At 70.2% G+C, this 23032-nt stretch carries 26 protein-coding genes; 15 read left to right on the top strand and 11 right to left on the bottom strand.

The window, feature by feature from the left end; all coding sequences use genetic code 11:
- Positions 1-33 precede the first annotated feature (33 nt).
- Both LDL49_RS35115 and LDL49_RS35110 read right to left on the bottom strand, forming a co-directional pair.
- Positions 34-867, bottom strand: a complete 834-nt coding sequence (locus LDL49_RS35115) for a siderophore-interacting protein (protein ID WP_225297683.1) — start codon at positions 865-867, stop codon at positions 34-36.
- 165 nt (positions 868-1032) lie between these two features.
- Positions 1033-2007 (bottom strand): alpha/beta hydrolase, encoded by a 975-nt coding sequence (locus tag LDL49_RS35110; RefSeq protein WP_225297681.1) that lies wholly within the window; start codon positions 2005-2007, stop codon positions 1033-1035.
- Positions 2008-2111: 104 nt separating this feature from the next.
- Between LDL49_RS35110 and LDL49_RS35105 the strand changes: the two genes are divergently transcribed.
- Genes LDL49_RS35105 through LDL49_RS35095 form a run of 3 tightly spaced genes read left to right on the top strand, consistent with a single transcriptional unit; the run spans position 2112 to position 4580 of the window.
- Positions 2112-3035: an ABC transporter permease gene (locus LDL49_RS35105; protein ID WP_225297679.1), complete on the top strand. Its 924-nt coding sequence runs from the start codon at positions 2112-2114 to the stop codon at positions 3033-3035.
- Positions 3028-3816, top strand: coding sequence for an ABC transporter permease (locus LDL49_RS35100; RefSeq protein ID WP_225297677.1), 789 nt, complete (start codon positions 3028-3030; stop codon positions 3814-3816). The genes LDL49_RS35105 and LDL49_RS35100 overlap by 8 nt, the downstream gene beginning before the upstream one ends.
- A 2-nt stretch (positions 3817-3818) precedes the next feature.
- Complete coding sequence (locus LDL49_RS35095) at positions 3819-4580, top strand: ABC transporter ATP-binding protein (RefSeq protein ID WP_225297676.1); 762 nt, start codon at positions 3819-3821, stop codon at positions 4578-4580.
- Between the two features lie 52 nt (positions 4581-4632).
- Here LDL49_RS35095 and LDL49_RS35090 read toward each other — a convergent pair whose 3' ends face one another.
- The gene (locus LDL49_RS35090; protein WP_372470499.1) at positions 4633-5115 is read right to left on the bottom strand and encodes a hypothetical protein; all 483 of its coding nucleotides are present in this window, start codon (positions 5113-5115) and stop codon (positions 4633-4635) included.
- A 121-nt stretch (positions 5116-5236) separates the two neighbouring features.
- Here LDL49_RS35090 and LDL49_RS35085 point away from each other — a divergent pair, with 121 nt between their 5' ends.
- Both LDL49_RS35085 and LDL49_RS35080 read left to right on the top strand, forming a co-directional pair.
- Entirely contained in the window at positions 5237-5770 is a 534-nt protein-coding gene (locus tag LDL49_RS35085; RefSeq protein WP_225297671.1) for an MFS transporter, read from the top strand.
- A 47-nt stretch (positions 5771-5817) separates the two neighbouring features.
- Positions 5818-6582 carry a YcnI family copper-binding membrane protein gene (locus LDL49_RS35080; protein WP_225297669.1) on the top strand — a complete coding sequence of 255 codons (765 nt, stop codon included), beginning with the start codon at positions 5818-5820 and terminating at the stop codon, positions 6580-6582.
- Positions 6583-6653: 71 nt separating this feature from the next.
- Here LDL49_RS35080 and LDL49_RS35075 read toward each other — a convergent pair whose 3' ends face one another.
- The 3 genes from LDL49_RS35075 to LDL49_RS35065 are packed head-to-tail and all read right to left on the bottom strand — an operon-like array spanning position 6654 to position 9722.
- Positions 6654-7598 (bottom strand): ABC transporter permease, encoded by a 945-nt coding sequence (locus tag LDL49_RS35075; RefSeq protein WP_225297667.1) that lies wholly within the window; start codon positions 7596-7598, stop codon positions 6654-6656.
- The gene (locus LDL49_RS35070) at positions 7585-8568 is read right to left on the bottom strand and encodes an ABC transporter ATP-binding protein (RefSeq protein ID WP_225297665.1); all 984 of its coding nucleotides are present in this window, start codon (positions 8566-8568) and stop codon (positions 7585-7587) included. Before LDL49_RS35070 ends, LDL49_RS35075 begins: the two co-directional genes overlap by 14 nt.
- Entirely contained in the window at positions 8565-9722 is a 1158-nt protein-coding gene (locus LDL49_RS35065) for a LolA family protein (RefSeq protein WP_225297663.1), read from the bottom strand. Before LDL49_RS35065 ends, LDL49_RS35070 begins: the two co-directional genes overlap by 4 nt.
- 145 nt (positions 9723-9867) lie before the next feature.
- On the opposite strand from LDL49_RS35065, the gene LDL49_RS35060 reads away from it, so the two are divergent.
- Both LDL49_RS35060 and LDL49_RS35055 read left to right on the top strand, forming a co-directional pair.
- Entirely contained in the window at positions 9868-10542 is a 675-nt protein-coding gene (locus LDL49_RS35060; protein ID WP_225297661.1) for a response regulator transcription factor, read from the top strand.
- Entirely contained in the window at positions 10535-11881 is a 1347-nt protein-coding gene (locus LDL49_RS35055) for a sensor histidine kinase (protein WP_225297659.1), read from the top strand. The genes LDL49_RS35060 and LDL49_RS35055 overlap by 8 nt, the downstream gene beginning before the upstream one ends.
- Before the next feature lie 114 nt (positions 11882-11995).
- On the opposite strand, the gene LDL49_RS35050 is transcribed toward LDL49_RS35055, so the two are convergent.
- On the bottom strand, positions 11996-12865 hold the full coding sequence (locus LDL49_RS35050; protein ID WP_225297656.1) for a LysR family transcriptional regulator: 870 nt from the start codon (positions 12863-12865) through the stop codon (positions 11996-11998).
- A gap of 598 nt (positions 12866-13463) precedes the next feature.
- On the opposite strand from LDL49_RS35050, the gene LDL49_RS35045 reads away from it, so the two are divergent.
- Both LDL49_RS35045 and LDL49_RS35040 read left to right on the top strand, forming a co-directional pair.
- Positions 13464-14447: a neutral zinc metallopeptidase gene (locus LDL49_RS35045; RefSeq protein ID WP_225297654.1), complete on the top strand. Its 984-nt coding sequence runs from the start codon at positions 13464-13466 to the stop codon at positions 14445-14447.
- Between the two features lie 135 nt (positions 14448-14582).
- Entirely contained in the window at positions 14583-16376 is a 1794-nt protein-coding gene (locus tag LDL49_RS35040; protein WP_225297652.1) for an LCP family protein, read from the top strand.
- Positions 16377-16454: 78 nt separating this feature from the next.
- On the opposite strand, the gene LDL49_RS35035 is transcribed toward LDL49_RS35040, so the two are convergent.
- Positions 16455-17213, bottom strand: a complete 759-nt coding sequence (locus LDL49_RS35035; RefSeq protein ID WP_225297650.1) for a maleylpyruvate isomerase family mycothiol-dependent enzyme — start codon at positions 17211-17213, stop codon at positions 16455-16457.
- Positions 17214-17353: 140 nt separating this feature from the next.
- Positions 17354-17848 (bottom strand): ATP-binding protein, encoded by a 495-nt coding sequence (locus LDL49_RS35030; protein WP_225297648.1) that lies wholly within the window; start codon positions 17846-17848, stop codon positions 17354-17356.
- A gap of 675 nt (positions 17849-18523) precedes the next feature.
- Between LDL49_RS35030 and LDL49_RS35025 the strand changes: the two genes are divergently transcribed.
- On the top strand, positions 18524-18799 hold the full coding sequence (locus LDL49_RS35025) for a hypothetical protein (RefSeq protein ID WP_225297646.1): 276 nt from the start codon (positions 18524-18526) through the stop codon (positions 18797-18799).
- 35 nt (positions 18800-18834) lie between these two features.
- A complete protein-coding gene (locus LDL49_RS35020; protein WP_225297644.1) occupies positions 18835-19164 on the top strand; it encodes a hypothetical protein in 330 nt (109 codons plus the stop codon).
- A 487-nt stretch (positions 19165-19651) separates the two neighbouring features.
- On the opposite strand, the gene LDL49_RS35015 is transcribed toward LDL49_RS35020, so the two are convergent.
- On the bottom strand, positions 19652-19975 hold the full coding sequence (locus tag LDL49_RS35015; protein WP_225297642.1) for an alpha-amylase inhibitor: 324 nt from the start codon (positions 19973-19975) through the stop codon (positions 19652-19654).
- A gap of 97 nt (positions 19976-20072) precedes the next feature.
- Here LDL49_RS35015 and LDL49_RS35010 point away from each other — a divergent pair, with 97 nt between their 5' ends.
- The 4 genes from LDL49_RS35010 to LDL49_RS34995 are packed head-to-tail and all read left to right on the top strand — an operon-like array spanning position 20073 to position 22509.
- Positions 20073-20684, top strand: a complete 612-nt coding sequence (locus tag LDL49_RS35010) for an AAA family ATPase (protein ID WP_225297640.1) — start codon at positions 20073-20075, stop codon at positions 20682-20684.
- Positions 20685-20737: 53 nt separating this feature from the next.
- Positions 20738-21445, top strand: a complete 708-nt coding sequence (locus LDL49_RS35005; protein ID WP_225297639.1) for a nucleotidyltransferase domain-containing protein — start codon at positions 20738-20740, stop codon at positions 21443-21445.
- A 25-nt stretch (positions 21446-21470) separates the two neighbouring features.
- Complete coding sequence (locus tag LDL49_RS35000) at positions 21471-22133, top strand: extracellular catalytic domain type 1 short-chain-length polyhydroxyalkanoate depolymerase (protein WP_225297637.1); 663 nt, start codon at positions 21471-21473, stop codon at positions 22131-22133.
- On the top strand, positions 22111-22509 hold the full coding sequence (locus tag LDL49_RS34995; protein WP_225297635.1) for a hypothetical protein: 399 nt from the start codon (positions 22111-22113) through the stop codon (positions 22507-22509). The genes LDL49_RS35000 and LDL49_RS34995 overlap by 23 nt, the downstream gene beginning before the upstream one ends.
- Here the strand turns inward: LDL49_RS34995 and LDL49_RS34990 are convergent.
- Complete coding sequence (locus LDL49_RS34990; protein ID WP_225297633.1) at positions 22506-22907, bottom strand: hypothetical protein; 402 nt, start codon at positions 22905-22907, stop codon at positions 22506-22508. The two genes, LDL49_RS34995 and LDL49_RS34990, sit on opposite strands and share 4 nt — an antisense overlap.
- Positions 22908-23032 lie beyond the last annotated feature (125 nt).

The raw sequence follows: 23032 nt of genomic DNA, 5'->3' as shown, positions 1-23032 counted from the left end.
TGGCCTGAAGTGGCGTTTTACCCAAGAAGCAGCCTAGCCGAGCGCCGCGGCCTCCTCAGCTTCGACCTGGCGGTTCCAGTCGCGCTTCGCGGCCCGCCAGCCCTCGTCGTCGGCGCCGAGCCGCCAGTAGCCGGAGATCGACAGCTGCTCCATCGGCACCTTGCGCTCGACCCGGAGGTGGCGCCGCAGTTCCTTGACGAACCCCGCCTCGCCGTGGACGAACGCATGCACGTCACCGTCGGGGAACTCCAGCTCGCGCACCGCCTTCACCAGCGCCGCACCGACGGGGGCGCCGTCGCGGTGCAGCCAGACGAGCCGTGTCTCACCCGAGACCCGCAGTTTCTGCTCCTCCTCCGGCCCGTCGACCTCGAGGAAGGCGTAGGCGGTGGCGCCGTCGGGCAGCGCCTCCAGCGCGGCCGCGATCGCCGGGAGCGCGCTCTCGTCACCGACGAGCAGGTGCCAGCCCGCCTCCGGGCGCGGCGCGTAGGCGCCGCCGGGGCCGAGCATGAACAGCTCGTCGCCGGGCACGGCCCGCGCGGCCCACGGCCCGGCGATGCCCTCCTCGCCGTGGTAGACGAAGTCGAGCGTCATCTCCCCGGCGTCGGGGTCCCAGGCGCGCACGGTGTAGCTGCGCAGCCGCGGCCAGACCTCCCGCGGCATGGTCTCGCGTACGTGCTGGACATTGAACGGGGTCGGATAGTCGACCCCCTCGTGCGGGAAGACGAGCTTGACGTAGTGATCGGTGAGACCCGAGGTGGCGAAGTCCCGCAGATCCTCACCGCCGACCACGACACGGATCATGTGCGGCGTGATCCGCTCCGTACGGATCACTACGCCGCGATGGTGATCTCTGGGCTTGTCAGCCATCGGACACTCCTCGAAATATTAGGTATGCCTAACCTACACCCGATCCGCGGTCCGGTCGGGGGCGAACGGCAACGGGTAACGACAATGACGGGATTCCTGCACACCGTTCACTCGCCGCGACACATCCAGCATCGCATCACGAAGACCGCCCCGGACCCCAAGGGGTCAGGCCGCGTCCTCCAGCGAGGCCGACCGCACCGCCGCGACCGCGGCGAAGAACCTTGCCATGTGCCGGAAGGCCAGCCTGCCCTCGGGCAGCACGTCGGCCAGGATCGGGAACACGTGCGGCATCCGCCGCCATTCCTCGTACGTCACCGGCACCCCCGCCAGCCTGGCCTTGACCGCCACGCGCCGGGCCTCGTCCCGGAGCACCTCCGTCGAGCCGGTGACGATCATGAGCGGCGGCAGGCCGGTGAAGTCGCCGAGCACGGGCGACACGAGGGGGTCGCGCGGGTCCAGGCCGGAGGTCCAGCGCCGGGCCAGCCAGCGGATGCGACTGGCCGACAGCATCGGATCCTGCCAGCGGTTCGCGCGCTTGGGGAGGTCCGTCAGGTCGGCCCAGGGCGACAGGCAGACCGCCGCGGCCGGCAGTGGCAGGCCGCGGTCGCGCAGGGCGAGCAGGGTGGCGAGCGTGAGGTGCCCGCCCGCCGAGTCGCCGCCGAACAGGACGTCCTCGGGCGCGTACCCGCGCTTCAGCAGGCAGTCATATGCCTCCAGCGCGTCACTCAGGGAGTCCGCCAGCTTGTGGACCGGCCCCTGGCGGTAGTCGAGGCCGAGCACCGGGCGGCGGGCCGCGACGGACAGGCGCCAGGTGATCGGCCGGTGCGTCCTGGGCGAGCAGGAGAAGTAGCCGCCGCCGTGGAAGTACAGCAGCACCTTGCCCTCGTCGAGATCCGCGCCCGCGCGTACCCACTCCCCGCCGCACGCGGAGAAGGCGGCCGGCTCGACGTTCACATGGCCGGGCGGCCGTAACGGCACCAGGCGGCCCAGTTCGCCGAGCCGGGCGGCGCAGTCGATCGTCAGGGGATGGCGCATCAGGAGGTGGGAGGCCGGCTTGAGGGTCCCGCGCATCAGACCGGTGACCGCGCGAGCCTGCCAGCTCAGTGGATAGTCGGGAGCGACGTCCCTGTCCAAGTCCATATATCCCTCCGATGAATCTCCTTCCCCCTAGAACATCGCTCTACTCGCAAGTAAGTATCTCCTCGCTTACGGGACTATTTCGGCCATGTGTCGCACCAGGCCGGATGGCGGCCCGCGCGTCGTTTATCGCGTTGCGGATCGCCGGCCGGAAAGCAGATAATTCATGGCTTCCATCGGCTGACCCGCGTGCGGGTCCGGGCACGGTTCGTCACCGTGCCATCACTCTCCGGAGGTGCAAAACCATACCCCTCTATGCCCGGCTGGTCCGGTACGGCTTCCGCAAGCACGCCACCTACGTCTGGGCCGCGGTCGCGGGCGCCTTCACCAACAGTGTCTTCGGCATCCTGCGCGCCTACATCCTCATCGCCCTCTGGCAGGCCCGACCCGGCCTGGCCGGCTACGACGTCACCCAGGCCGTCACGTTCTGCTTCATCACCCAGGCCCTCATCGGCCCGATGCAGCTGTTCGGCACCGGCCTGGCCATCCCCGAGCGGATCCGCAGCGGCGACATCGCGCTCGACCTCGTCCGCCCCGCCTCGCTCCTGCTCTGGTCCCTGTCGGAGGACCTGGGCCGGGCCTGCTACCTGTTCCTGGTGCGCGGCATCCCGCCGATGCTGCTGGGCGCCGCGCTGTTCGGCGTCACCCATCCCGCCGGACCCGGGCAGTGGCTCGCCTTCCTGGTCAGCTTCCTGGCCGGGATGGTCGCCAGCTTCGGCTGGCGCTACCTGGTCTCGCTGTCGGTCTGCTGGCTGATCGACGAGCGTGGTGTGGGGGCGTTCTCGCTGGTGCTCACCATACTGTTCAGTGGGATGCTGCTGCCGCTCAGCCTGTTCCCCGGCCTGCTCGGCGAGCTGGCCAGGGCGCTGCCGTGGGCCGCGATGGTCCAGGCACCCACCGACCTCTACCTCGGCAAGGCGCCCGTCCTGGAGACCCTGGCCTTCCAGGGCTGCTGGGCCGCCGCGCTGCTCGCCGCCGGCGCGCTCGGCACGCGGGCCATCCGCCACAAGGTGGTGATCCAGGGTGGTTAGGAGCTATTTCCTGCTGGCCTGGACCTGGACCCGCGCCGCGATGGCCTACCCGGCCTCGTTCGCCCTCACGACCGTGCTCGGCCTGTTCGTGGCGGGCACCGACGTGGCGGTGATCCTCATCATCTTCGCCAACACCACCTCCCTGGCCGGCTTCTCCCGCGAGGAGACGCTCTTCCTGTACGGCACGGCCAACCTGGCCTTCTGCCTGTGCGACCTGTTCGTCAGCAACGTCGACCGGATCAGCCAGCACATCAAGGCGGGCACGTTCGACACCATGCTGATCAGGCCCGTGAGCGCCTGGATCCAGCTGGCGACCGACCGCTTCCTGCCGACCCGCGCCGGCCGCGTCCTGCAGGCGGCGATCGTGCTCGGCTACGCGATCAGCGCCCTCGACCTCGGCTCCGGGCGGCTCTGGATGGTCCCCGTCATGATCGCGACCGGTGTGGTCATCTTCGGGGCGCTCTGGACGCTGGCCGGGGCGCTGCAGTTCGTGCTGACCGACGCGCCCGAGGTGACCAACGCCTTCACCTACGGCAGCGGCCAGCTCACCCAATACCCGCTCGCCATCTACGGCCGCGACCTGGTGCGCGGGGTGACCTACGCGCTGCCGCTGGCCTTCATCAACTGGCAGCCCGCCCTCTACGTGCTGGACCGGGACGACCCGTTCGGCACTCCGGGCTTCATGCGCTTCCTCGGGCCGGTCGCGGCCCTGGTCCTCGCCCTGCTCGCCGGGTCCGCCTGGCGCCTGGGCATCCGGCACTACCGATCCACAGGGAGTTAGGGATGATCGAGCTCGATCGGGCCGGGCGCTCGTTCAAGGTGCGAAGGAGCCTCAAGCTCAAGGGGAACCTCGTGCACGCCGTATGCGACCTGTCGTTCACCGTGGCGCCGGGAGAGTTCGTCGGCTACCTCGGCCCCAACGGCGCCGGCAAGTCCACCACGATCAAGATGCTGTGCGGCATCCTGACCCCCACGTCAGGCCGGGTGCGGGTGGCCGGGCTCGACCCCTCGCGCAAGCGCACGACGCTGGCGCGGCGCATCGGCGTGGTGTTCGGGCAGCGGACGACGCTGTGGTGGGACCTTCCGCTGCGCGACAGTTTCGAACTGATCCGGCTCCTTTACAAAGTAGATCGCAAGGTCTTCAAGACGCGGCTCGACGAGCTGATCGAGACGCTCGACCTGGGCGCCTTCACCCGCACGCCGGTGCGTCAGCTCAGCCTGGGCCAGCGCATGCGCGGCGACCTGGCCGCCGCGCTGCTGCACGCGCCCGACGTGCTGGTGCTCGACGAGCCGACGATCGGGCTCGACGTGGTCAGCAAGTCGAGCATCCGGGCGTTCCTGCGCCGGCTCAACGCCGAGCAGGGCACGACCGTGCTGCTGACCACGCATGACCTGGGCGACATCGAACGGCTCTGCCGCCGGGTCATGCTGATCGACCACGGGCGGCTGGCGTTCGACGGCACGCTCGACGAGCTGATGGCCACGGCGCCCGAGCAGTCCACGATCGAGGACGTGGTCACGCGCCTCTACACCGGCAGCCGCTGATGGCGTTCATGCGGACGCCCGCCCGCATGAACGCCGATCTCGAGGACGACGATCAGTAATAGCTGCCCTGGGGGCTCTCCTCGTAGTCCTCATCCTCGTCCTCGTGCCGCCGCGACCAGCGGGAGGGCATCAGCACCGGGATGAACATGGCGACCCCGAGCAGGGCGAACACGCCCGTGGTCAGCAGCGTCTTGTCACCGGTGCCGACGTCCCTGATGATCTGGTTCACCGAGGGCTCGGCGGGGATCAGGGAGAGCGCCCGGTTCACGTCGAGGGAGTAGACCACGGTCCAGGCCAGCAACACCATCGAGGGCACGAACGTGGCCATCGGCGAGACCCGGCCCGCCACCACGAGGCCCACGACCAGCCCTACCGCCGCCATCGCGCCGAGGGCGATCCACATCTTCTGCCCAACCACGGGGTTGGCCGACGCGCTGGATAACGCCTGCTGGACGGCCCAGCCACCGCCTCCCAGCACCGCTGCGGTCACCACGACTCCGATGAGCAATCCTGCAAAGTGCCGCAACGTTCTCACCTCAATGTCAACGTGTTCGGCACGACCCTAGCGACAATTGCCGCAAATCAACCAGGCATTGCACGGCTTGGGAGGAGCGGTCTCCCCGCCCCCTGCCCCCGTGAGAGCATGTGACACACCCATGCGCGCGGAACTTCCCCTCAGACTCGCGCGGACGGCCGCGTTCGCCGCCGTCTGCGTGGGGCTCGCCGCGCTCGCGCACGCGATGGGCGGCGGCTCGGTGCCCGCGCCGCACACGGCCGCGCTCGGCCTCGGCGCCGTGCTGCTGCCGGCCCTGGCGCTGAGCGCCCGGGAGCGCTCGGCCGGGGCGATCAACGTCGCGCTGATGTGCGCCCAGTTCGGGCTGCACGAGCTGTTCGGCGCCGACGGCACCGCCTACGTCATCTCGCACCCGCACGGCCGCGGGCTCGGCCAGGCCGCCGGCATGCTGCTGGCGCACCTGACGGCCACGCTGATCACGGGGTGGTGGCTGGCGCGCGGCGAGAGCGCGCTCTGGGCGCTGCTGCACCGCCTCGGTCACCGTCTGACGTTGCTGCGCCCGGTCGCCGTGCCCGCCGTGCGGCCGGCCGTCCCGAGGGTGATCGTACGGATCGTCCCGGTCGATCCGCTGCTCCTGCACTGTGTCGCCAGGCGTGGACCTCCACTGCCCGCCTGATCCTCTGACACCTTTTCGACCCCCGCTCATCCCAGTGGAGATTCCCCATGTCCTTCATGCGTCTGCCCTTCATGCGTCGTACGGCGACCGTCCTGGCCGCCGCCACCGCCATCACCGCCGGCCTCGCCCTTCCCGCGCTGGCCCATGTCACGATCAACCCGGGCACCGCCGAGCAGGGCGGCTTCAGCAAGGTCGCCTTCCGGGTGCCCAACGAGCGCGACGACGCCTCGACCGTCAAGGTCGAGGTCTCCTTCCCCAGCGATCACCCGCTGGCGTTCGTCTCGGTCAAGCCGGTGCCGGGGTGGAGCGTCAAAGTCACCGAGGGCAAGCTGCCCAAGCCCGTCAAGACCGAGTACGGCGAGCTGAAGGAGGCCGTCACCAAGGTCGTCTGGTCGGGCGGGAAGATCGGTAAGGGCGAGTTCCAGGAGTTCGAGGTGTCCATGGGGCAGCTGCCCACGGACACCGACCAGCTCGCGTTCCCGACGACGCAGACCTACTCGGGCGGCGAGGTGGTCAAGTGGGCGGATGCCCCGAAGGCGGACGGCAGCGAGGCGGAGCACCCGGCTCCGACGCTCAAGCTGACCCCCGCGACGGAGTCCGACTCGCACCACGGCGGCTCCCCGTCGGCCGCCGCGTCGGCTCCTGGCGCCTCGGCGTCGGCCTCCGCTGACGGCATGGCCCCGTCGGCCGGCACGGTGGCGGCCGGCTCGTCCTCGGACGGCACCGCGCGCCTGCTGGGCGGCGCCGGGCTCGTGGTGGGCATCATCGGCATCGTGGTCGCCGTCCTGGCGCTGCGCCGCCGCCCGTCCTGACGTACGGGCGGCTCTCCGCTGATGGCGGACCGCCGAGACGGTCCGGGTCGGATCTCACCGGCCCGGACCGCTCAGGAGGTGATGTCCTTGCCCGAGAAGCGGGCCCACGCGATGGAGCCGAACAGCAGGATGTACGCCCCGAAGACCAGCAGTCCCTGACCGAGGCTCCCGAAGTCGACGGGACTGCGCAGCACCGCGTCGAACTTGGTCCACCAGCTGGGCAGCAGGTAGGGCGTGATCGCCTCGAGCTGCGGGATGGCCCTGAGCACCTGGGTGACGATGACCAGGATCATCGTCGCCGCGATGGCGCCGATGGACACCTCGGTGAACGTCGACAGGGCCACCGCCACGGCCGCCAGGGCCGCCATGCCCGCGCCCACGTACCCGACGGTGACGAGGATCCGCAGCAGGCCCTCGGCCACCGAGATGGTGCTGCCCGACAGCAGCGTCACCGGCCCCACCGGGAACAGGACCAGCCCGGTGACCAGCGCCGACAGCGCCACCACGACGGTGGTCGCGTAGGCGAACACCACCGCGTTGAGGTACTTCACGACCAGCAGCCGCGTCCGGCCGGCGGGCGCGGCGAGCAGGTACCGCAGCGTCCCCGCGCCCGCCTCGCCCGCGATCGAGTCGCCGCCGACCACGCTCACCGCGATCGGCATCAGCAGCAGCACCAGGAAGGAGAACGAGGCGAACGTCAGCATGAGGCTGTTGCCCGCGACGGAGCCGATGAGCCCGCCGACCGCCTCGTCGGCGCTGGCGATGCGCAGCGCGATGCCGATCAGCACCGGCACGCACGCCACGACGGCCAGCATCACCTGGTTGCGCGGCCGCCGGAACGTCAGGCCGAGCTCGGAGCCGAGCAGCCGCCAGAACGCCGACGCCAGCCGCACCGGCGGCCCCGCGGGCTCGGACTGCCCCGACTCCGAGGACGGCCGCCGCTCGGCGGTGCGCATCGTCTCGGCCACAGGCACCAGCCCCGGCGTCCGGCGCTCCTGCGTCTCAGCCGTCGACATCGAATCCCTCCCCTGTCAGTCCCACGAACACGTCCTCCAGGCTCGGCCGTACGACGGCCAGCCCGCGCACGGCGACGCCCTCGCGTACCAGCGCCGCGTTGATGTCCTCGGGCGCGTGCGCGCCCAGGTCCGCCGTCACCGCCGCGGCGCCCCCGTCTGGCATGCGCACGTCGGCCAGGCCGAGCGTGCCGAGCACCCGCGCCGCGTCGGCGACGTCCGGTGTCTCGACCCTGACGCGGGTGGTGAGGCCGCCGTTGAGCGAGGCGATCGTGCCCTGGGCGACCAGGTTGCCGGCGCGCATGATCGCGGCGTGCGTGCACATCTGCTCGACCTCGGTCAGCAGGTGCGAGGAGACGAAGACCGTGGTGCCGTCGGCGGCGATCTCCTTGACCAGCGCGCGCACCTCGCGGGTGCCCTGCGGGTCGAGCCCGTTGGTGGGCTCGTCCAGTATGAGCAGCTCACGGGGTCCGAGCAGGGCGGCGGCGATGGCCAGGCGCTGGCGCATGCCGAGTGAGTAGTTGCGGAAGCGCTTGCCCGCGGCCGCCGACAGGCCGACCCGCTCCAGGGCCTCGGCGACCCGCTTCTTCGCGGTGCCGCCGGGGGCGGTGGGGTCGGCGGCGTCGAAGCGGTACAGGTTCGCCTCGCCCGACAGGTACGGGTAGAACGCCGGCCCCTCGACCAGCGCCCCCACCCGGGGCAGTGCGTCCGCCAGGGGCAGGCCGAGCACGGAGTACTCGCCGGCCGTGGGCGCCACCAGGCCGAGCAGCATGCGGATCGTGGTGGTCTTGCCCGAGCCGTTGGGCCCGAGGAAGCCGAAGACCGAGCCGCGCGGCACGGTCAGGTCCAGTGCGTCGACCGCGACCTGGCCACCGGGGAAGCGCTTGGTCAGGCCCTGGGTGACGATCGCCGAGTCGCCGGAGGGCGGGGCCGCCCCGAAGGGCGCCCCCGCTTCGTGCGTGACAACGGTCACTTGGTGCCCGCCGCCTTGGTGATCTCCTCCGGCGTGACCGCGCCGACCAGCAGCCGGCCGTCGTCGGTCAGCAGCGCGGTGACGAGCTTGGTCTTGATCAGCTTGCCCGACCCCCACGTGCCGCTGACCGGGGTGGCCGTCTTGAGCACGTTCTGGACGAGCGCGCTCGGGTCGGCGCCCTCCGAGCCGCCCTTCCAGTGGCTGCCCGGCTTGCCGTCGGACGGGGTCTCGGCCGGCTTGGCCGTCAGGTCCGCCAGCGTGGCGGGCAGGACCGCGACCCTGGTCCAGCCGGCGCCGACGACCTTCGTGTCCTTGCGGGCCTCCTTGGCCGACTCCGCCTGCTGCTCGGCGTGCTCGGCGTCGCCGCCGGCACCGATCGTCTCCTCCTTGACCTTGGCGCCCGCGGGCGGGGTGAAGGAGAAGTTCTCCTCCGCCGGCGGTGTGAAGGTCACCTGGGTGAAGCCGACCTGGAAGGCCGGCTCGGCCGAGCCCTTGGCGAAGACCTGGACCTGCAACGGCATGTACGTCTCACCGTCGAGCGCCAGCCGCACCTCCTGCACCAGCGAGCCCTCGTCCTTGGGAGCGAGCACCAGCTGGTAGGCGGCACGACCGGCCACCTGGGCGTTGTTGGTCACCCGGATGGCGGTGTGCTCGTCGGCGTTGGCCAGGAGCTTGGCCGCCACCTGCTGCGGGGTCACATCGGCCGGCCCCGGCGTGGGCAGCGCGTGCGGCTTCTCGGCGCCCTTCGCCATCTTGATCTTGGTCGCGGTGTTGTCACCGCTGTCCCAGTACCAGATCTGGTCGCCGTTGACGATCAGGTTGGACTCGTCGAACTGCGTCGGCATGGCGACCCTCAGCTTGTCGCCGGCGCCGTACCAGACCTTCACCTCGTGCGAGCCGGACAACAGGCTCAGCGGCGACGCGCCGCCCATGTCGGGCAGTGCGGGCAGGCCGAGCGAGGCGGTCTGCTGCACGGTGCCGGACATGGGCGGCGGACCGGCCTTGTCCTTGGTGGCCGCCGCGGCGTCGGCGAGCAACTGCTGCGCCGTACGCTCGGGCAGCACGGGATCGCCGCTCACCGCGGCGATGACCGGACCGGCCCCCATCGCTCCGGCGATCACGGCCGCGGCCGCGATCGGAACTCCCCATCTCACGAACGTTCCTCTGCGCATCTCACTCCTTAACGGTATGTCGATGACCAGAGCCTGCGTCATGCATGCTTAGGCGAGCCTGAGACCAGCTGAGACGGCTCTCAGCCTTCTCAGCGTGGTCACAGGGGAGGAACGGGAGAATCGCCACATGAGAGTACTTGTCGTCGAGGATGAGCGGCGGATGGCGGCCGCGCTGCAGCGGGGGCTCCAGGCCGAGGGCTTCGCCGTGGACCTCGCCCACGACGGCGAGCAGGGACTGCACGCGGCCCGGCACGGCGACTACGACATCGTGGTGCTCGACATCATGCTGCCCCGGCTGTCGGGCTACAACGTGTGCAAGCAGTTGCGCGCCGAGGAGAACTGGGTGCCGATCCTCATGCTCTCCGCCAAGGATGGCGAATACGACATGGCCGACGGCCTCGATCTGGGCGCCGACGACTACCTGACCAAGCCCTTCTCGTACGTGGTGCTGGTGGCCAGGCTGCGCGCGCTGCTGCGGCGCGACTCCGGGCGGCGGCCCGCCGTGCTGACGGCCGGCGACCTGACGCTGGACCCCGCCCGGCGCAGGGTGGAGCGGGGCGAGCAGGTGATCGAGCTGACGCCCAGGGAGTTCGCGCTGCTGGAATATCTGCTGCGCCGGCGCGACGAGGTGGTGTCGAAGTCGGAGATCCTGGAACACGTGTGGGACACCTTCGACACCGACCCGAACGTGGTGGAGGTCTACGTGGGCTACCTGCGACGCAAGATCGACGTCCCGTTCGGCAGGAACGCGCTGCAGACCGTGCGGGGCGCGGGCTACCGGCTGGCGGGCGACGGTGGCTGACTCGCCGCTGCTGTGGTGGCGCCGCCAGGGGCTGCGCTTCCGGCTGACGGTCGTGGCCGCCGCCGTCCTCGCGCTGGCGCTGGCCATCTCGGCGTCGGTGCTGCTGACCGTCCTGGACCGGGCCCTCATCGGCACCGTGGACGACTCGACCAGGCAGCAGGCCCAGACCGTGCGGGTGCAGGCCGACGCGGGCACGCTGACCAGCCCGATCGCCACCCACGACGGCACGATCGTGCAGGTGATCGACGCGGCGGGCCGCATCACGGACGTCACGTACGGCGCCGACCGGCTGGTCCCGCTGCTGGACGCGCGGGAGCGGGCCGAGGTGCTGCGCGACGGCCAGGCCACGTTCCTGGACGGCCGGCCGTTCGCGATCTCGGGGCCGCTGCGCGTGGTGGTCATCAGCGCCGACCACGGCAGGACCGTGGTCGCGGCACGGCCCATCGGCGAGATCCAGACCAGCCTCGGTACGGCCGGCCGGGTGCTGCTGGTCGGCACGCCGATGCTCATCGTGGCGCTGGCCGTGGCGAGCTGGGTGGTCATCGGCCGGACGCTGCGGCCGATCGCCGCGCTGCGCAGGGGCGCCGCCGAGATCACGCACACCGCCAGGTCGCGCCGGCTGCCGGTGCCCGAGTCGCGCGACGAGGTGCACTCGCTGGCCACCACGCTCAACGACATGCTGGCCCGGCTGGAGGAGGCCGAGCAGCGTCAGCGGGCGCTGGTCTCCGACGCCGCGCACGAGCTGCGCAGCCCGCTGGCCAGCATCCGGCTGCAGCTGGAGGTGGCGCTCGGGCATCCGGAGGGCCAGGACTGGCCGGAGACGGCCGAGGGCGTGATGGAGGACGCGATGCGGCTGTCCAGGCTCGCCGAGGACTTGCTGGCGCTGGCCCGCCTGGACGAGCGCGGCGGCGTGCCGGCCAGGCGCGAGCCGGTCGACCTCGACGAGGTGGTGCGCCAGACCATCGACAGGTACGGCGAGGCCCGGCTGACCGTGTGCGATCCCGTCGTGGTCCGCGGCGACGCACTGGACCTGAGCCGGGTGCTGACGAACCTGGTGGACAACGCCGTGCGGCACACCTCGTCGAAGGTGGAGGTGGCGCTGACCGCCGACGGGGTGCTGACGGTGACCGACGACGGGCCCGGCATTCCCGAGCAGGATCGCGAGCGGGTGTTCAACCGGTTCACGCGGCTGGACTCGGGCCGCAGCCGCGACGAGGGCGGCGCTGGGCTGGGCCTGGCCATCGTCCGGGAGACCGTGCGGGCGCACGGGGGCGGGGTGCATCTGGAGGACGCCGCACCGGGGCTGCGTGCGGTCGTACGGCTGCCTGTGGCGAGGTGAGGAGGGGGTTCGCGCACGGGGGTGCGTGCGGGGTTCGTGCGGGGTTCGTGCGGGGGTGAGTCCTCGCTTCCGGCCGGGCGCGGCGGCGGCCGAAGGCGATGTGCTCAGGACGGGTCAGGCGGCGCTGCCCTTTTCGGCGGCGGCCAGGAAGTCCTGGGCGATCAGCGGCAGGCGGCGACGGGCGTGCACGACGGCGATGACGCGGCGGACCGCGGGTTCCAGCGAGCGCACCACGAGGCCCGCCCGGCCGGCCTGTTCGGCCATGCCGCGGTACCACAGCAGTGACGCCTGGCCGGTGCGTACGGCGTTCAGCCAGCCGTTGCGCTCGTCGGTTTCGAGCACCACGATCGGGCTGACGGCGTACTTGCCGAACATCGCGTCGAGTTCCCTTCGCCGGACGCTGCCCCGTGCGGGCAGGGCCAGGCGCATCCCGTCGAGCTTGCCCATGGGCACGGGATTGGGCAGGTCGAGGCCGGGCGGGGAGATCAGCACGATCTCCTGGCGTTCGAGCGGATGGGTGATCAGATCGGTGGGTACGGGCAGGTCGGTCAGGCCGAGGTCGGCCCGCTGATCCCTGATGGCGTTGACGACGGCGTCACGGCCGTCGCAACGGACGATGTGCACGCGGACACCTGGGTGCTCGGCGGTGTAGGCGGGCAGCAGCCGTCCGGCCAGGCCGGGTTCGAGGCTGGGTGTGGCGGCGATGCGGAGCTCCGCCTCCCCTGTGCTGCCGTGGTTGGACAGGCTCTCGATCTCGTGTACGGCGTCGAGGGCCTCCCTTGCCAGTTTGACCACCCGCCGGCCTTGTGCGGTGACGACGACACCGCGTCCGGACCTGGCGAAGAGCGTCATGCCGAGTTCCCGTTCCAGATCGCGGATCGCGCGCGAAAGCGCAGGTTGCGCGATATAGAGCGATCTGGCCGCGTCGGTCATGGTGCGGTGCTCCGCAGTCGCGACCACGTAGCGGAGCTGCTGGAGGTTCATGTCAAAGAAGCTAGGACACCAGCTGCCGTGCGGTCCGGGACATAGCAGAGATCACCTCGAATGATTTCGGACCGTAGCCGGGCACCGCGACTTCTGTGACGGGTGATAAATCGGTATGCTTCTGCCCCAAATTCGGCAAATGTCCAACCAGTGACGTACCAAGTCACTCTTTACGGACAACCGAGTAAAAGGGGGCTACACGGTGACAGGCAACGGGCAGCATCCACCCCCGCCTCAGGGGCCAGGTCAGCCCCTGCGGCCACCGTCGCGTCCGTGGCCGCCGCCGGGTCACCGCGGGCCGCAGTCCCAGGGTTACGGTCATCCGGGGCAGCAGGCGCCTCCCCCGCCTGGACCGGTCTATCCGCCGCCTCCGCCGGGGCCCGTCTACCCGCAGGGGCCGGCGTATCCCCCGCAGGGCCAGCCATACGGGCCGCCGCCCCAGGGGCAGCAGTTCCCGCCCCAGGGGCAGCCGTACCCGCCGGGCGGGCCGTATGGGCCGCCACAGGGCGGCCCCTGGCCTCCTCAGCAGCCGCCTCCTCCCCCGCGCCCGCCCATGCCGCCGGGGCCGTGGGGGCCGCCGCCGCGGAAGAAGTCGGGCATGGGGGTGGTCGGCATCCTCGGGGCGGTGTTCGGGTCGATGGCGGCGCTGTTCGTGCTGCTCGTGATCGCCGCGGCGATGCTCAAGGGCTCGTCCAGGCCCGACACGACCACGCCGGTCGCCATCCCCACGTACACCTACAACACCGGGACGCCGTCCCCGTCGGAGTCGTGGAGCCAGACCCGGTCGAGCGAGCCGACGGCGACGGCGACGCGGTCCGCCGAGCCCGAGACGCCGGCCCGGGCCACGCTCAACACGAGCACGAGGAACAACACCCTCTACCGGGCCGGCGCCCTGCCCAGGGTGAGCTGCCCGGCGGGCGGCGCGAGCATCTTCAGCCACAGCCAGCTCAAGGCACTGATCCTGAAGACCGGCAGGTGCATGGACCGGGCCTGGGGGCCGATCATTCAGCGGCAGGGCATCCGGTTCACGCCGCCGAGCTACTCGATCGTGGCCACGCGCGGCAGGGGCGCCTGCGGCGACTATCCGTCGCCGGGGAGCATGGTGCCGTACTACTGCCCGCGCAACAACACCATCTACGCCTCCACCTCGGCCATGGCCAGGGGCAACGGCAACGCCCGCGGCTACGGGGAGATCATCTCCTGGCACGGCGGGATCATCAGCATGCTGGCCCACGAGTACGGGCACCACGTCCAGAACATCTCGGGCGTGATGGACTCCTGGTGGAAGCAGACGGTCGACTCGAGCAGCCGGAGCGGCAAGCTGGCACTGAGCAGGAAGCTGGAGCTCCAGGCGACCTGTTTCGGCGGCATGTGGATGCGGTCGGTGGCCGCCTCCTATCCGGTCAACACCGCGAACCGCGCCCGCCTCTTCTGGTTCTACGGGCAGGTGGGCGACTACCCCGGATATCCCCGCGACCACGGCAACAGGGTGAACAACAACCGGTGGTTCCGTCAGGGCTGGGAGAGGAACCAGGCGTTCCAGTGCAACACCTGGATGGCGGCGTCCTCGACGACTTCCTGATGTCATGGCCTGTTCATCTCAGGTTGGGTACTTGTCTTGGATGTCCCTATATGGGAGCTAGACTCCTGGCAATCTTGTGCCCTACGGGGTGTAAAAACCATGGCTTTCGCCAGGTAGGCGTGTGAAGGAGCCGGTGTGAGCAAGCGCGATGGGGTGGACGCGCCCGAGGGCAGGAAACGGCGCGCTCCCCGCCGCTCGGACACAGGGTCCGAAAACGGGCCGGGAGAGGGTTCGGAAGCCGGTGGTACGGGCGAACCCCCGGACGGGGACGACACCACACAGAACCGCGCACTCTCGGACGGCTCACCCCAGAACGGCGGCCCCTTGGGGGGCCCACCGCAGAACGGCGCTCCCCTGGGCGGCTCACCGCAGAACGGCGCCCCCGCAGCCGCGGGCAGCCACGGCACGCGTGCCGCTTCCTCCGGTGCCGGGCGGCCCAAGGCCCGGCCACGGCCGGGCGCCGCGGCGCCGCAGTTCGCCAAGCCGCTCTCCACGGGCGGCCTGCTCGGCTGGACCCTGCTGTCCGCCATCGCCCCCGGCGTCGCTCACCTGCGCGCCGGGCGCCGTCGCACCGGCCTGATCCTGCTCGGCGCGTACGTGGTGCTGCTGCTCGCCGGGCTGGCGTACGGGCTGACCCGCAACAAGGACAACATCGCCCAATTGGTCGGCGCCGACATGCAGATGACGGTCATCGTCATCGCCACCGTGCTCGCACTGGCCTGGTTCGCCGTCATCGTGCTGTCGTACGTGGCGCTCGGCCCCAACCGGCTGCACCAGCAGGGCCAGATCGTCTCCGGCATCGTGGTCGGCGTGCTCTGCGTCTCGGTCATGGCCCCCTTCGCCTTCATCGCGGACACCGTGCTGACCTTCCGCAACGCCTCCCAGAAGATCTTCGTCCCCCTCGCCCAGAGCACGGACCCGAGCATCGCGCCGATCAAGGAGAACGATCCCTGGAACGGCAAGGACCGGGTGAACTTCCTGCTGATCGGCGGCGACGCGGCCGGCGACCGTACCGGCGTGCGCACCGACAGCATGACGATCGCCAGCGTGCACGTCCCGACCGGCACCACGGTCCTGTTCAGCCTGCCGCGCAACCTGCAGCACGTGCACTTCCCGCCGAGCTCGCCGCTGCGCAAGCAGTTCCCCAACGGCTTCATGGCGGAGCTGCCCAACGGCGGCCTGCTCAACGAGGTCTGGCAGTACGCCACTGACAACCCGCAGATCATGGGCGGCAAGAACAGGGGCCCACGCGCGCTGATGGACGCCATCGGCTACACGCTCAACCTGAAGATCGACTACTACGCCATGATGAACATGTACGGCTTCGCGGACCTGGTCGACGCCATCGGCGGCCTCAAGATCCGCGTGGAGCGCGACATCAAGTGGGGCGGCCACTTCGGCACCGCGGGCACGATCAAGGCGGGCTACAAGAAGCTGACCGGCGAGCAGGCCCTGTGGTACGGCCGGTCGCGGGTGGACAGCGACGACTTCTCGCGCATGGCCCGCCAGCGCTGCGTCATCGGCGCGTTCGCGCAGCAGGCGACGCCCGACAAGATCCTGTTCAACTTCGGCAAGATCGCCGATGCGACGAAGCGACTGGCGCAGACGAACATCCCGCAGGAGCTGGTGGAGCCGCTCGTGGGGCTGGCCGTCAAGGTGAAGAGCGCCAAGATCACCAGCTTGCAGTTCGTGCCGCCGGAGTTCCTGTCGGGGCGTCCCGACTGGCTGAAGATCCGGCGGGCCGCGGACAAGGCGATCAAGGACTCGCTCCGGCCGGCCCGGAGCGCGCAGGCGGCTGACGTCACGTCCTCGCCCGGGACGCCCACGACCAAGCCGACTCATTCGTACGCCGCCGCCAAGCCGACCCAGACGCCCACCCAGAACAGCCAGAAGACCGCCAAGAGCCTGTCGGAGCTCTGCGGGCTGTAAGCCTCGTTGATCTCCGGCCGTACCCACCCGGTGCGGCCGGAGAGCGCTACCCAGTCACTGGATCACTGGATCACTGGGTCACTGGGTCGCGAGGGAGAGGAGCCGGCGCAGGTAGGTGGCCTGCTCGGGGTCGCCGGTGACCGACACCTCGCCGCCCCTGCCCCACACCCAGCGCAGCAACTCGTCGGGCGCCCCCGACACGACGGTCCGCGCCTGCTCGACCGCCCTGTCGGCGGCCTCGTCCGCGACGGTGACCTCGGTGGGCGTGGCCCGTACGAGCCAGGCGCGCTCGCCGCCGACGACCGCGATCGCCCCCTTGAGGTCGGGGCGTAGGGCCTCAGCGAAACTCTCGGGGTAGAGGGCGAACTCGTGCGCGAGCATCACCTTGAGCCCCTCGTCCACCCCGTCGAGGGCCAGGTCGTCGGCGGCGGGCGTCACGGGCAGGCCGGCCGCGAGCTCGGCGTCGACGCGGTGGATCACCGTCTCCTGGGCCATGCGCCTGATCCAGAAACCGACGGTCTGGTCGGGCTCGTACCAGGTGAGCGCGTAGTCCTCCGGGGCCCTCGCGGCGAACTCCGCCATCAGCTCGGCGTAGGCCCGGTCGAGCACCGCGAACGGCTCCTCGCCGGACAGGTCGGGCGGCCACGGCGTCGGCCACTCCCCGCGCAGCATCGTCGCGGCCTTGTGCAGGTAGACCTCGGTGATGTGCGTGACCAGATCGGCGACGGTCCACCCCGGACAGCTCGGCACGGGCGCCGCGTCCGGCGCGGCGGAGGCGGCGGCTCTGAGCAGGCCGTATTCGTCGGCCAGGCAGGCCAGCAAGCGAGGGGCATCCATGAGACCCAGCCAACCACGCATTCCCGGTGGACGGCATCGCATTGAACCGGCGGCGTGTCGGCGTGTGCCGTGGTGAACAGCTCGCGGATCGAACAGGCGCCCCCACAGCGCCCGTTCCTCTCCCGCTCCGGCCTCAGGTGCTAGGCGGCGCTACCGGGCCCGCTCCCCGCGGACAGCCCGCCACGCCGTACGGCCGGCATCCTGAGACGCCGGTACGGCAACGCGAACCACGTCGCCTTCCCGATACGCCCCGGACTGGTGACGTACTTCTGCGGATGGCATCCCCAGAAGCCTTCGGAGAGCGCGGCGACGATGCACAGCCCCCGCCCGCGCTCGGCGTCGGCGTCGACCACACGGGCCACCGGCAGCGGCGGACCGCAGTCCACCACCATGCACACGATCTCCTCGGGATCGGCGTGAAGCACCAGCTCATAGGGCGCCTCTCCATACAGAAAGGCATTTGTCACCAATTCACTGGCCATGAGCACGGCGTCATCGACGAGCTCGGGACTCAGTTCCAGTCCGGTCAGCGCGTCACGGACGACCGTTCGGGCATACCGGACGGCCTGCACGTCTTCGCACAGGGGCCAGGCATGCTGCGGGTGTGTTCGCGGGATGGATCGCAGTGGGGTCATGGCTTCTCCTTCCGCGTTCAACTGTCGAAACGTGTACGGAAGAGAGGTCAAAAAAGGCGGATCTTGAAAAACCGTTTTTCACGCGAGGTGGACGACGGTGGCCCGCGGGGTGACTGCGGCCATCCGGCGATCTTCACGCTCGGCGACTCTCCGTCATAGCGGGCCCGGTGAACCCGGCCGATGGGCCATGTAGCCCCAGACCCTGACTCCTGCAACAGGGACATGTCAGCGCCACGCCAGCGAAACGACAGAGGAAGCGGCGACCATGGTGTCCGCGGCCTCGAAATCCCCTGGAGATTCGCGACAAAAGGAGGGTCGCATTGAGAACGAGAGCACGTTTCCTCGCGATAACGACATTGGTCGCAGGCATGGCGTTCATCGCGGCACCCGCGAACGCCGCCACGGGAACACTGATTCTTACCCGGCAGCCCGCTGGACAAAGAATCGTGTATAACAATCCCACGGCCGGTTGTTACAGCACCACATCAGCCTTCAACAATGTCACAAATCGCACGAATGTCGCCGTCACCGTTTACCAAGGAACGCACTGCCAGGGACTGTCCCTCATCATCGCTCCGGGTACGAGTCCCGTGCAGGTCGGAGACCGTTTCAGCGTCTCCGTCCCCGCCTAAGGGTTTTCGATCCAGAAAGAAGGGATGAAGTATGCACAATCGCATGGCGAGGCGCATAGCCGTCGGCGTAGTCGGCCTGGGCCTGGCGCTGACTCCCGTGGTCCCCGCATTCGCGGCACAGAGCAGCTCGACGAGCCGGCAGGTGGCCGGCCCCGCGCAGGTGGAGAGCCACACGGAATGGGGCGGCTGGTATTCCAGCGTGGACAGCTGCGCCGAAGTCGGCCGGGCCTACGTGCACCAGAACGGCGCCATCGGATTCACCTGCCGACCCCTCAACGGCCAGTGGGCCCTCTGGATCATCTACGACCCCTCTCCCTGACCTTCGATCCGATGAATCAAACTCAGGAGACAACAGTGCGAACAATCAAGAAAGCCGCGGCAACGCTCGCGATCACGGCCGCACTCGCCGCCGGCGGCATGACGCTGGCCGCGCCCACGTGGGCGAACAGCGCACCGTCCGCCACGCAGGCGAACGCCATGGCGGGAGTCTGGTACATCTTCAATTTCTATCCGGACGAGGGGACCTGCGAGGCCCAGCGCAGATGGGGCGCCAGTCAGGGCTGGTGGACCTGGGACCATTCGGCCTGTGCGACCAACGGGCGGGACTGGGCGCTCTTCATCCTTTACGACGCGGCCCCCTCCGCGAAGCAGGCGCCTCTTCCTGAAGGTTGGCAACGGTCCTGATTTTACTCGGCGAAAAATGAGATAGCGCGAGAAAAGGGTGCCTTCCACCCTGTTTGGCGGCGACTTGCTGGGGTCGCCGCTGAGACAGAGTGGAAGGCACCTTCGCGTACCGGAATTCGGGCGCCGGCGTGAAATGCGGTGGTGACAGTGCGTGGTCAGACTTCAGGAGCTGCGGGTCGCGAGGCGGTCCTGAAGGCGGGCGTGGCGGAACTGGCGTTCCCGTGTTTGAGCGTCAAGTAGGCGCACCGCCGACCCCGCGCGGCTTCCCGAACACCCCCATGCGCCAAGACGGCGCCGCCGGCCCCGGAGGCGAATGACCGGACTCGGATTCTCTGGGCTCGCGGGTCTGGTCCCGCGACAACGGGACCAGACCGAGCCCGAGCTTCTGATGGAGCGAGGCGGTCGCGAGCCGTCAGCGGGACACACCCCCGGCGGCGGGCGGCGGGCGCCGTCTGCCTGTCGTGCAGGCATTCGGTTGCGCGCCAGGTCAGCAGGCCCTGACCTCGTCGAGGTAGGAGCCCCAGCCGTGCCGGAAGAAGAAGGTCTTGTGCGGCTTGAGCACCTTGCATTCACTGTCGAAGTTGTACTGGATGACGATCTTGACGCGGATGGTGTGCCCGCAGTCGTTGCGGACCTTGACCCACTTGTTGTAGTCGTGCCCGGTCCAGGTGGTGGCGCAGTCCGGGGCGCCGTCCCGGGCGGCCGACCCGGTCGATGCCGAAGCACTGTAGGCGGCGCCGCTGGACCGCCGCCCCTCGATTCTCAGCCCCCGCCCAGGGGCCTTCTCCCGGATGACGCCATCCACCCGCATCTGCGGATAAGGAGGCTGATACGGCACTCTTGTCGCCTGACGTGCAGCAAAATGTGACCAAGCGGGTATCCGTCCTATCGGGGTGAGGGTGAGGGTTTTGACAATCTCGGTGCCGGCGGCCTCGGAGGCCGCTGGGACGCTGCGCTACCCGGCCGGCTCCCTGGTGATCCTGACCGGCCTGCCCGGTGCGGGCAAGACCACGCTGCTGCGCCGCCTGTACGCCCTGGACGGCACGGAGAGCCGGCCGGTCGTGGCGGGCGGAGTGGTGGTGATCGACTCGGCGCAGTCACGCCTGCGGTGGAGCACGAGTCTGGGCTGGGCGCCCAAGCCGGTGCGTACCGCGGTGGTGTTCACGACGCATGTGTGGCGCATCGGCCGGGCGTTGCGGGGCGGGACCGCGGTGATCGCGCACAATCGCGGCTGCGGATCCGCCGTGCTGCACGGGTTCGCCTGGCTGGCGCGCCGGTCGGCGGTCCCGTTCCACCTGCTGCTGCTCGACGCCCCTCCAGCGGACGCGCTGGCCGGCCAGCAGGCCAGGGGGCGGGTCGTGGCGAGGCGAACGTTCGCGCTGCACCATCGCCGCTGGGAGGCGCTGCTGGGGCGGGTCCGGGCCGGCCGCACCAGCCCGGCTACCGGCGCGCACGTCCTGGACCGGCCGACCGCCGACCTCCTGGAAGGCATCCACTTCGACGGACCTGTCCCCCACTGACCGCACGGCACGGGACCACCGCTGCCCGATCACCACCCCCTGAAGGACCCCCCGTGACCAACATCCCCGGCACCGTGCTGCTGGCCGGCGTCGTCGGCTCCACCGCCTACGGTTTGGCCGGGCCTGACTCCGACGTCGACCGGCTTGGTATCTTCGCCACCCCCACGCTGGCCAGGGTCGGCCTGTCCCGGCCCAAGGACAGCATCGTCCACACGAACCCCGACCGGACCCTCCACGAGGTGGGCAAGTGGTGCTCTCTCGCGCTGAGTGGCAATCCGACCGTGATGGAGCTGGTGTGGCTGCCGGACGACCTGTACGAAACCCGAACCCCGCTCGGTGACCAGCTGATCGCCATCCGGACCGCGTTCCTGTCCGGCCCGCGGGTCCGCAACGCCTATCTCGGGTACGCCACACAGCAGTTCCAGCGCCTCGACCGGCGCGGCGACGGCTCGTTCTCGGCCGACACCCGCAAGCGGACCAGCAAGCACGCCCGCCACCTCGCCCGCCTCGTGCACCAGGGGCGCGAGCTGTACGAGACCGGCCACCTGCCGATCCGGCTCCCCGACCCCGAGGCGATCCACGCCTTCGGCGAAAGGGTCGCGGAAGGCAGCACCCAGGAGGCCCACGACCTCCTGGCGGCCACGGAGAAGGCGTTCGACACCGCCCGCACGCCGCTGCCCGCCGAGCCCGACGCCGCCACGGTCGAAGCCTGGCTGCGCGAGGTCCGCATCGCCCACTGGAACCCACCGGCCGACCGCTGACCGCCCGGCCGCGGCGACGTCCAACGTGTGGGTCTACCGCCCCGACGGCCTGCCCGCGGGCTCCCCCGCCGTCGTCGCCCTGCATGGGTGTACGCAGAGCGCCGACGCCTACTACACCAACTCCGGCTGGCGGAAGTTCGCCGACCTGTACGGCTTCGCGCTGATCTTCCCCGAGGCCACCACCCCGCCGTCGAACTGTTTCCAATGGTTCCAGGAAGGCGACATCGGCCGCGGCCAGGGCGAGGCGCTGTCCATCGCCCAGATGGTGTCGTACGCGACGACCACCTACCAGCTCGACCCCGATCGCATCTCCATCACCGGCCTGTCCGCGGGCGGCGCGATGACCGCGGTCATGGTCGCGGCGTACCCGGAGCTGTTCGACGCGGCCTCCATCGTCGCGGGGCTGCCGTACCGCTGCTCCCCACCCGCCTCGACCAGCACCTGCATGAACGGCCCGGTCACCAAGACCCCCAAGGACTGGGGAGCTCTGGTGCGCGGCGCGTACCCCGGCTACACCGGGCCGCGGCCGAGAGTCTCGATCTGGCACGGCCAGGCCGACTACGTGGTCAACAAGGCCAACGGCGTCGAACTCAGGGACCAGTTCACCGACGTACTCGGCCTGTCGCAGACTCCCGCCTCAACGGCCCCTGCCGGGCGGCACCACGATGGAGACGTACCGCGGCGGTGAGGTCCGCTTCTACCGGATCGCCGGGATGGGCCACGGCACGCCGGTCGATCCGGGCGGCGCTGCGGAGCAGTGCGGCACGGCGGGCGCCTATTTCCTCGACACCATCTGCTCGGCCTACTACGACACCCGCTTCTTCGGCCTCGACACGGGATCACCACCGACCCCCACGCCGACACCCACCCCCACCCCGTCGCCGCAGCCCTGCTTCACCGCCACCAACTACGCGCACACCCAGGCGGGCCGGGCCCACCAGTCCGGCGGCTACGCGTACGCCAACGGCTCCGACCAGGCGATGGGCCTGTGGAACACGTTCGTGACGACGACCTTGCGGCAGACGGGACCGAACTACTACGAGGTGGTCGGCACCACCTGCTAGGTCAGAGGGGGCGGCAGATCCACGCGACCAGAGTCGAGGAGCTTCAACGGACATGCCAGATCCTCGCCGTGCCGATCTGTCCGGCGCCTGAGGATCACAAGGCCGTCCAGGACGGCGCCCTTCTTCCCCTGGCGTAAGGAGGAATCCTGGAGATCAGCAGAGAGCGACTTGAGCAGGTCTTCCCCGCGGAGTGGGTTCATCGCCTCCGGGAGGACCTCGGCGGCGCCCGAGAAGGGTCGTCGGTGTCCCGGGCCTCCCGCGAGCAGTGGGGCGGGCTCGGGTGCGAACTCCTCGGTTCGTTCGAGCTGCTCGGACCGCGCGTACGGGAGCTCCGCCTCCCGCACGAGGTCGAGCAACGGAACGCCGTCGATGACGATCTCAACGAGGTCGTGGCCCACCCGCCGGAACTCGATCTCCTGACGGCCGGACGAGATGCTTTCGTCCTCTCAGCATCGGGGCCGCCGTGCCGTCCCCAGGGTCGCCGGTCATCGCTTCGTCTCGATGCCGGAGACGCTGCGGGTTT

The organism is Nonomuraea aurantiaca (assembly GCF_020215705.1).
GTDB classification, from domain to species: domain Bacteria; phylum Actinomycetota; class Actinomycetes; order Streptosporangiales; family Streptosporangiaceae; genus Nonomuraea; species Nonomuraea aurantiaca.
Note: the sequence above shows the minus strand (reverse complement) of the source record. Positions and strands in the feature narration are given on the sequence as shown.

Coding starts and splice junctions, on each gene's coding strand:
- LDL49_RS35115 (WP_225297683.1), bottom strand. CDS start 867: ATGGCTGACAAGCCCAGAGATCACCATCGCGGCGTAGTGATCCGTACG.
- LDL49_RS35110 (WP_225297681.1), bottom strand. CDS start 2,007: ATGGACTTGGACAGGGACGTCGCTCCCGACTATCCACTGAGCTGGCAG.
- LDL49_RS35105 (WP_225297679.1), top strand. CDS start 2,112: ATGGCGGCCCGCGCGTCGTTTATCGCGTTGCGGATCGCCGGCCGGAAA.
- LDL49_RS35095 (WP_225297676.1), top strand. CDS start 3,819: ATGATCGAGCTCGATCGGGCCGGGCGCTCGTTCAAGGTGCGAAGGAGC.
- LDL49_RS35085 (WP_225297671.1), top strand. CDS start 5,237: ATGCGCGCGGAACTTCCCCTCAGACTCGCGCGGACGGCCGCGTTCGCC.
- LDL49_RS35080 (WP_225297669.1), top strand. CDS start 5,818: ATGTCCTTCATGCGTCTGCCCTTCATGCGTCGTACGGCGACCGTCCTG.
- LDL49_RS35075 (WP_225297667.1), bottom strand. CDS start 7,598: ATGTCGACGGCTGAGACGCAGGAGCGCCGGACGCCGGGGCTGGTGCCT.
- LDL49_RS35060 (WP_225297661.1), top strand. CDS start 9,868: ATGAGAGTACTTGTCGTCGAGGATGAGCGGCGGATGGCGGCCGCGCTG.
- LDL49_RS35050 (WP_225297656.1), bottom strand. CDS start 12,865: ATGAACCTCCAGCAGCTCCGCTACGTGGTCGCGACTGCGGAGCACCGC.
- LDL49_RS35045 (WP_225297654.1), top strand. CDS start 13,464: ATGGGGGTGGTCGGCATCCTCGGGGCGGTGTTCGGGTCGATGGCGGCG.
- LDL49_RS35035 (WP_225297650.1), bottom strand. CDS start 17,213: ATGGATGCCCCTCGCTTGCTGGCCTGCCTGGCCGACGAATACGGCCTG.
- LDL49_RS35030 (WP_225297648.1), bottom strand. CDS start 17,848: ATGACCCCACTGCGATCCATCCCGCGAACACACCCGCAGCATGCCTGG.
- LDL49_RS35025 (WP_225297646.1), top strand. CDS start 18,524: ATGGCGAGGCGCATAGCCGTCGGCGTAGTCGGCCTGGGCCTGGCGCTG.
- LDL49_RS35015 (WP_225297642.1), bottom strand. CDS start 19,975: ATGCGGGTGGATGGCGTCATCCGGGAGAAGGCCCCTGGGCGGGGGCTG.
- LDL49_RS34995 (WP_225297635.1), top strand. CDS start 22,111: ATGGAGACGTACCGCGGCGGTGAGGTCCGCTTCTACCGGATCGCCGGG.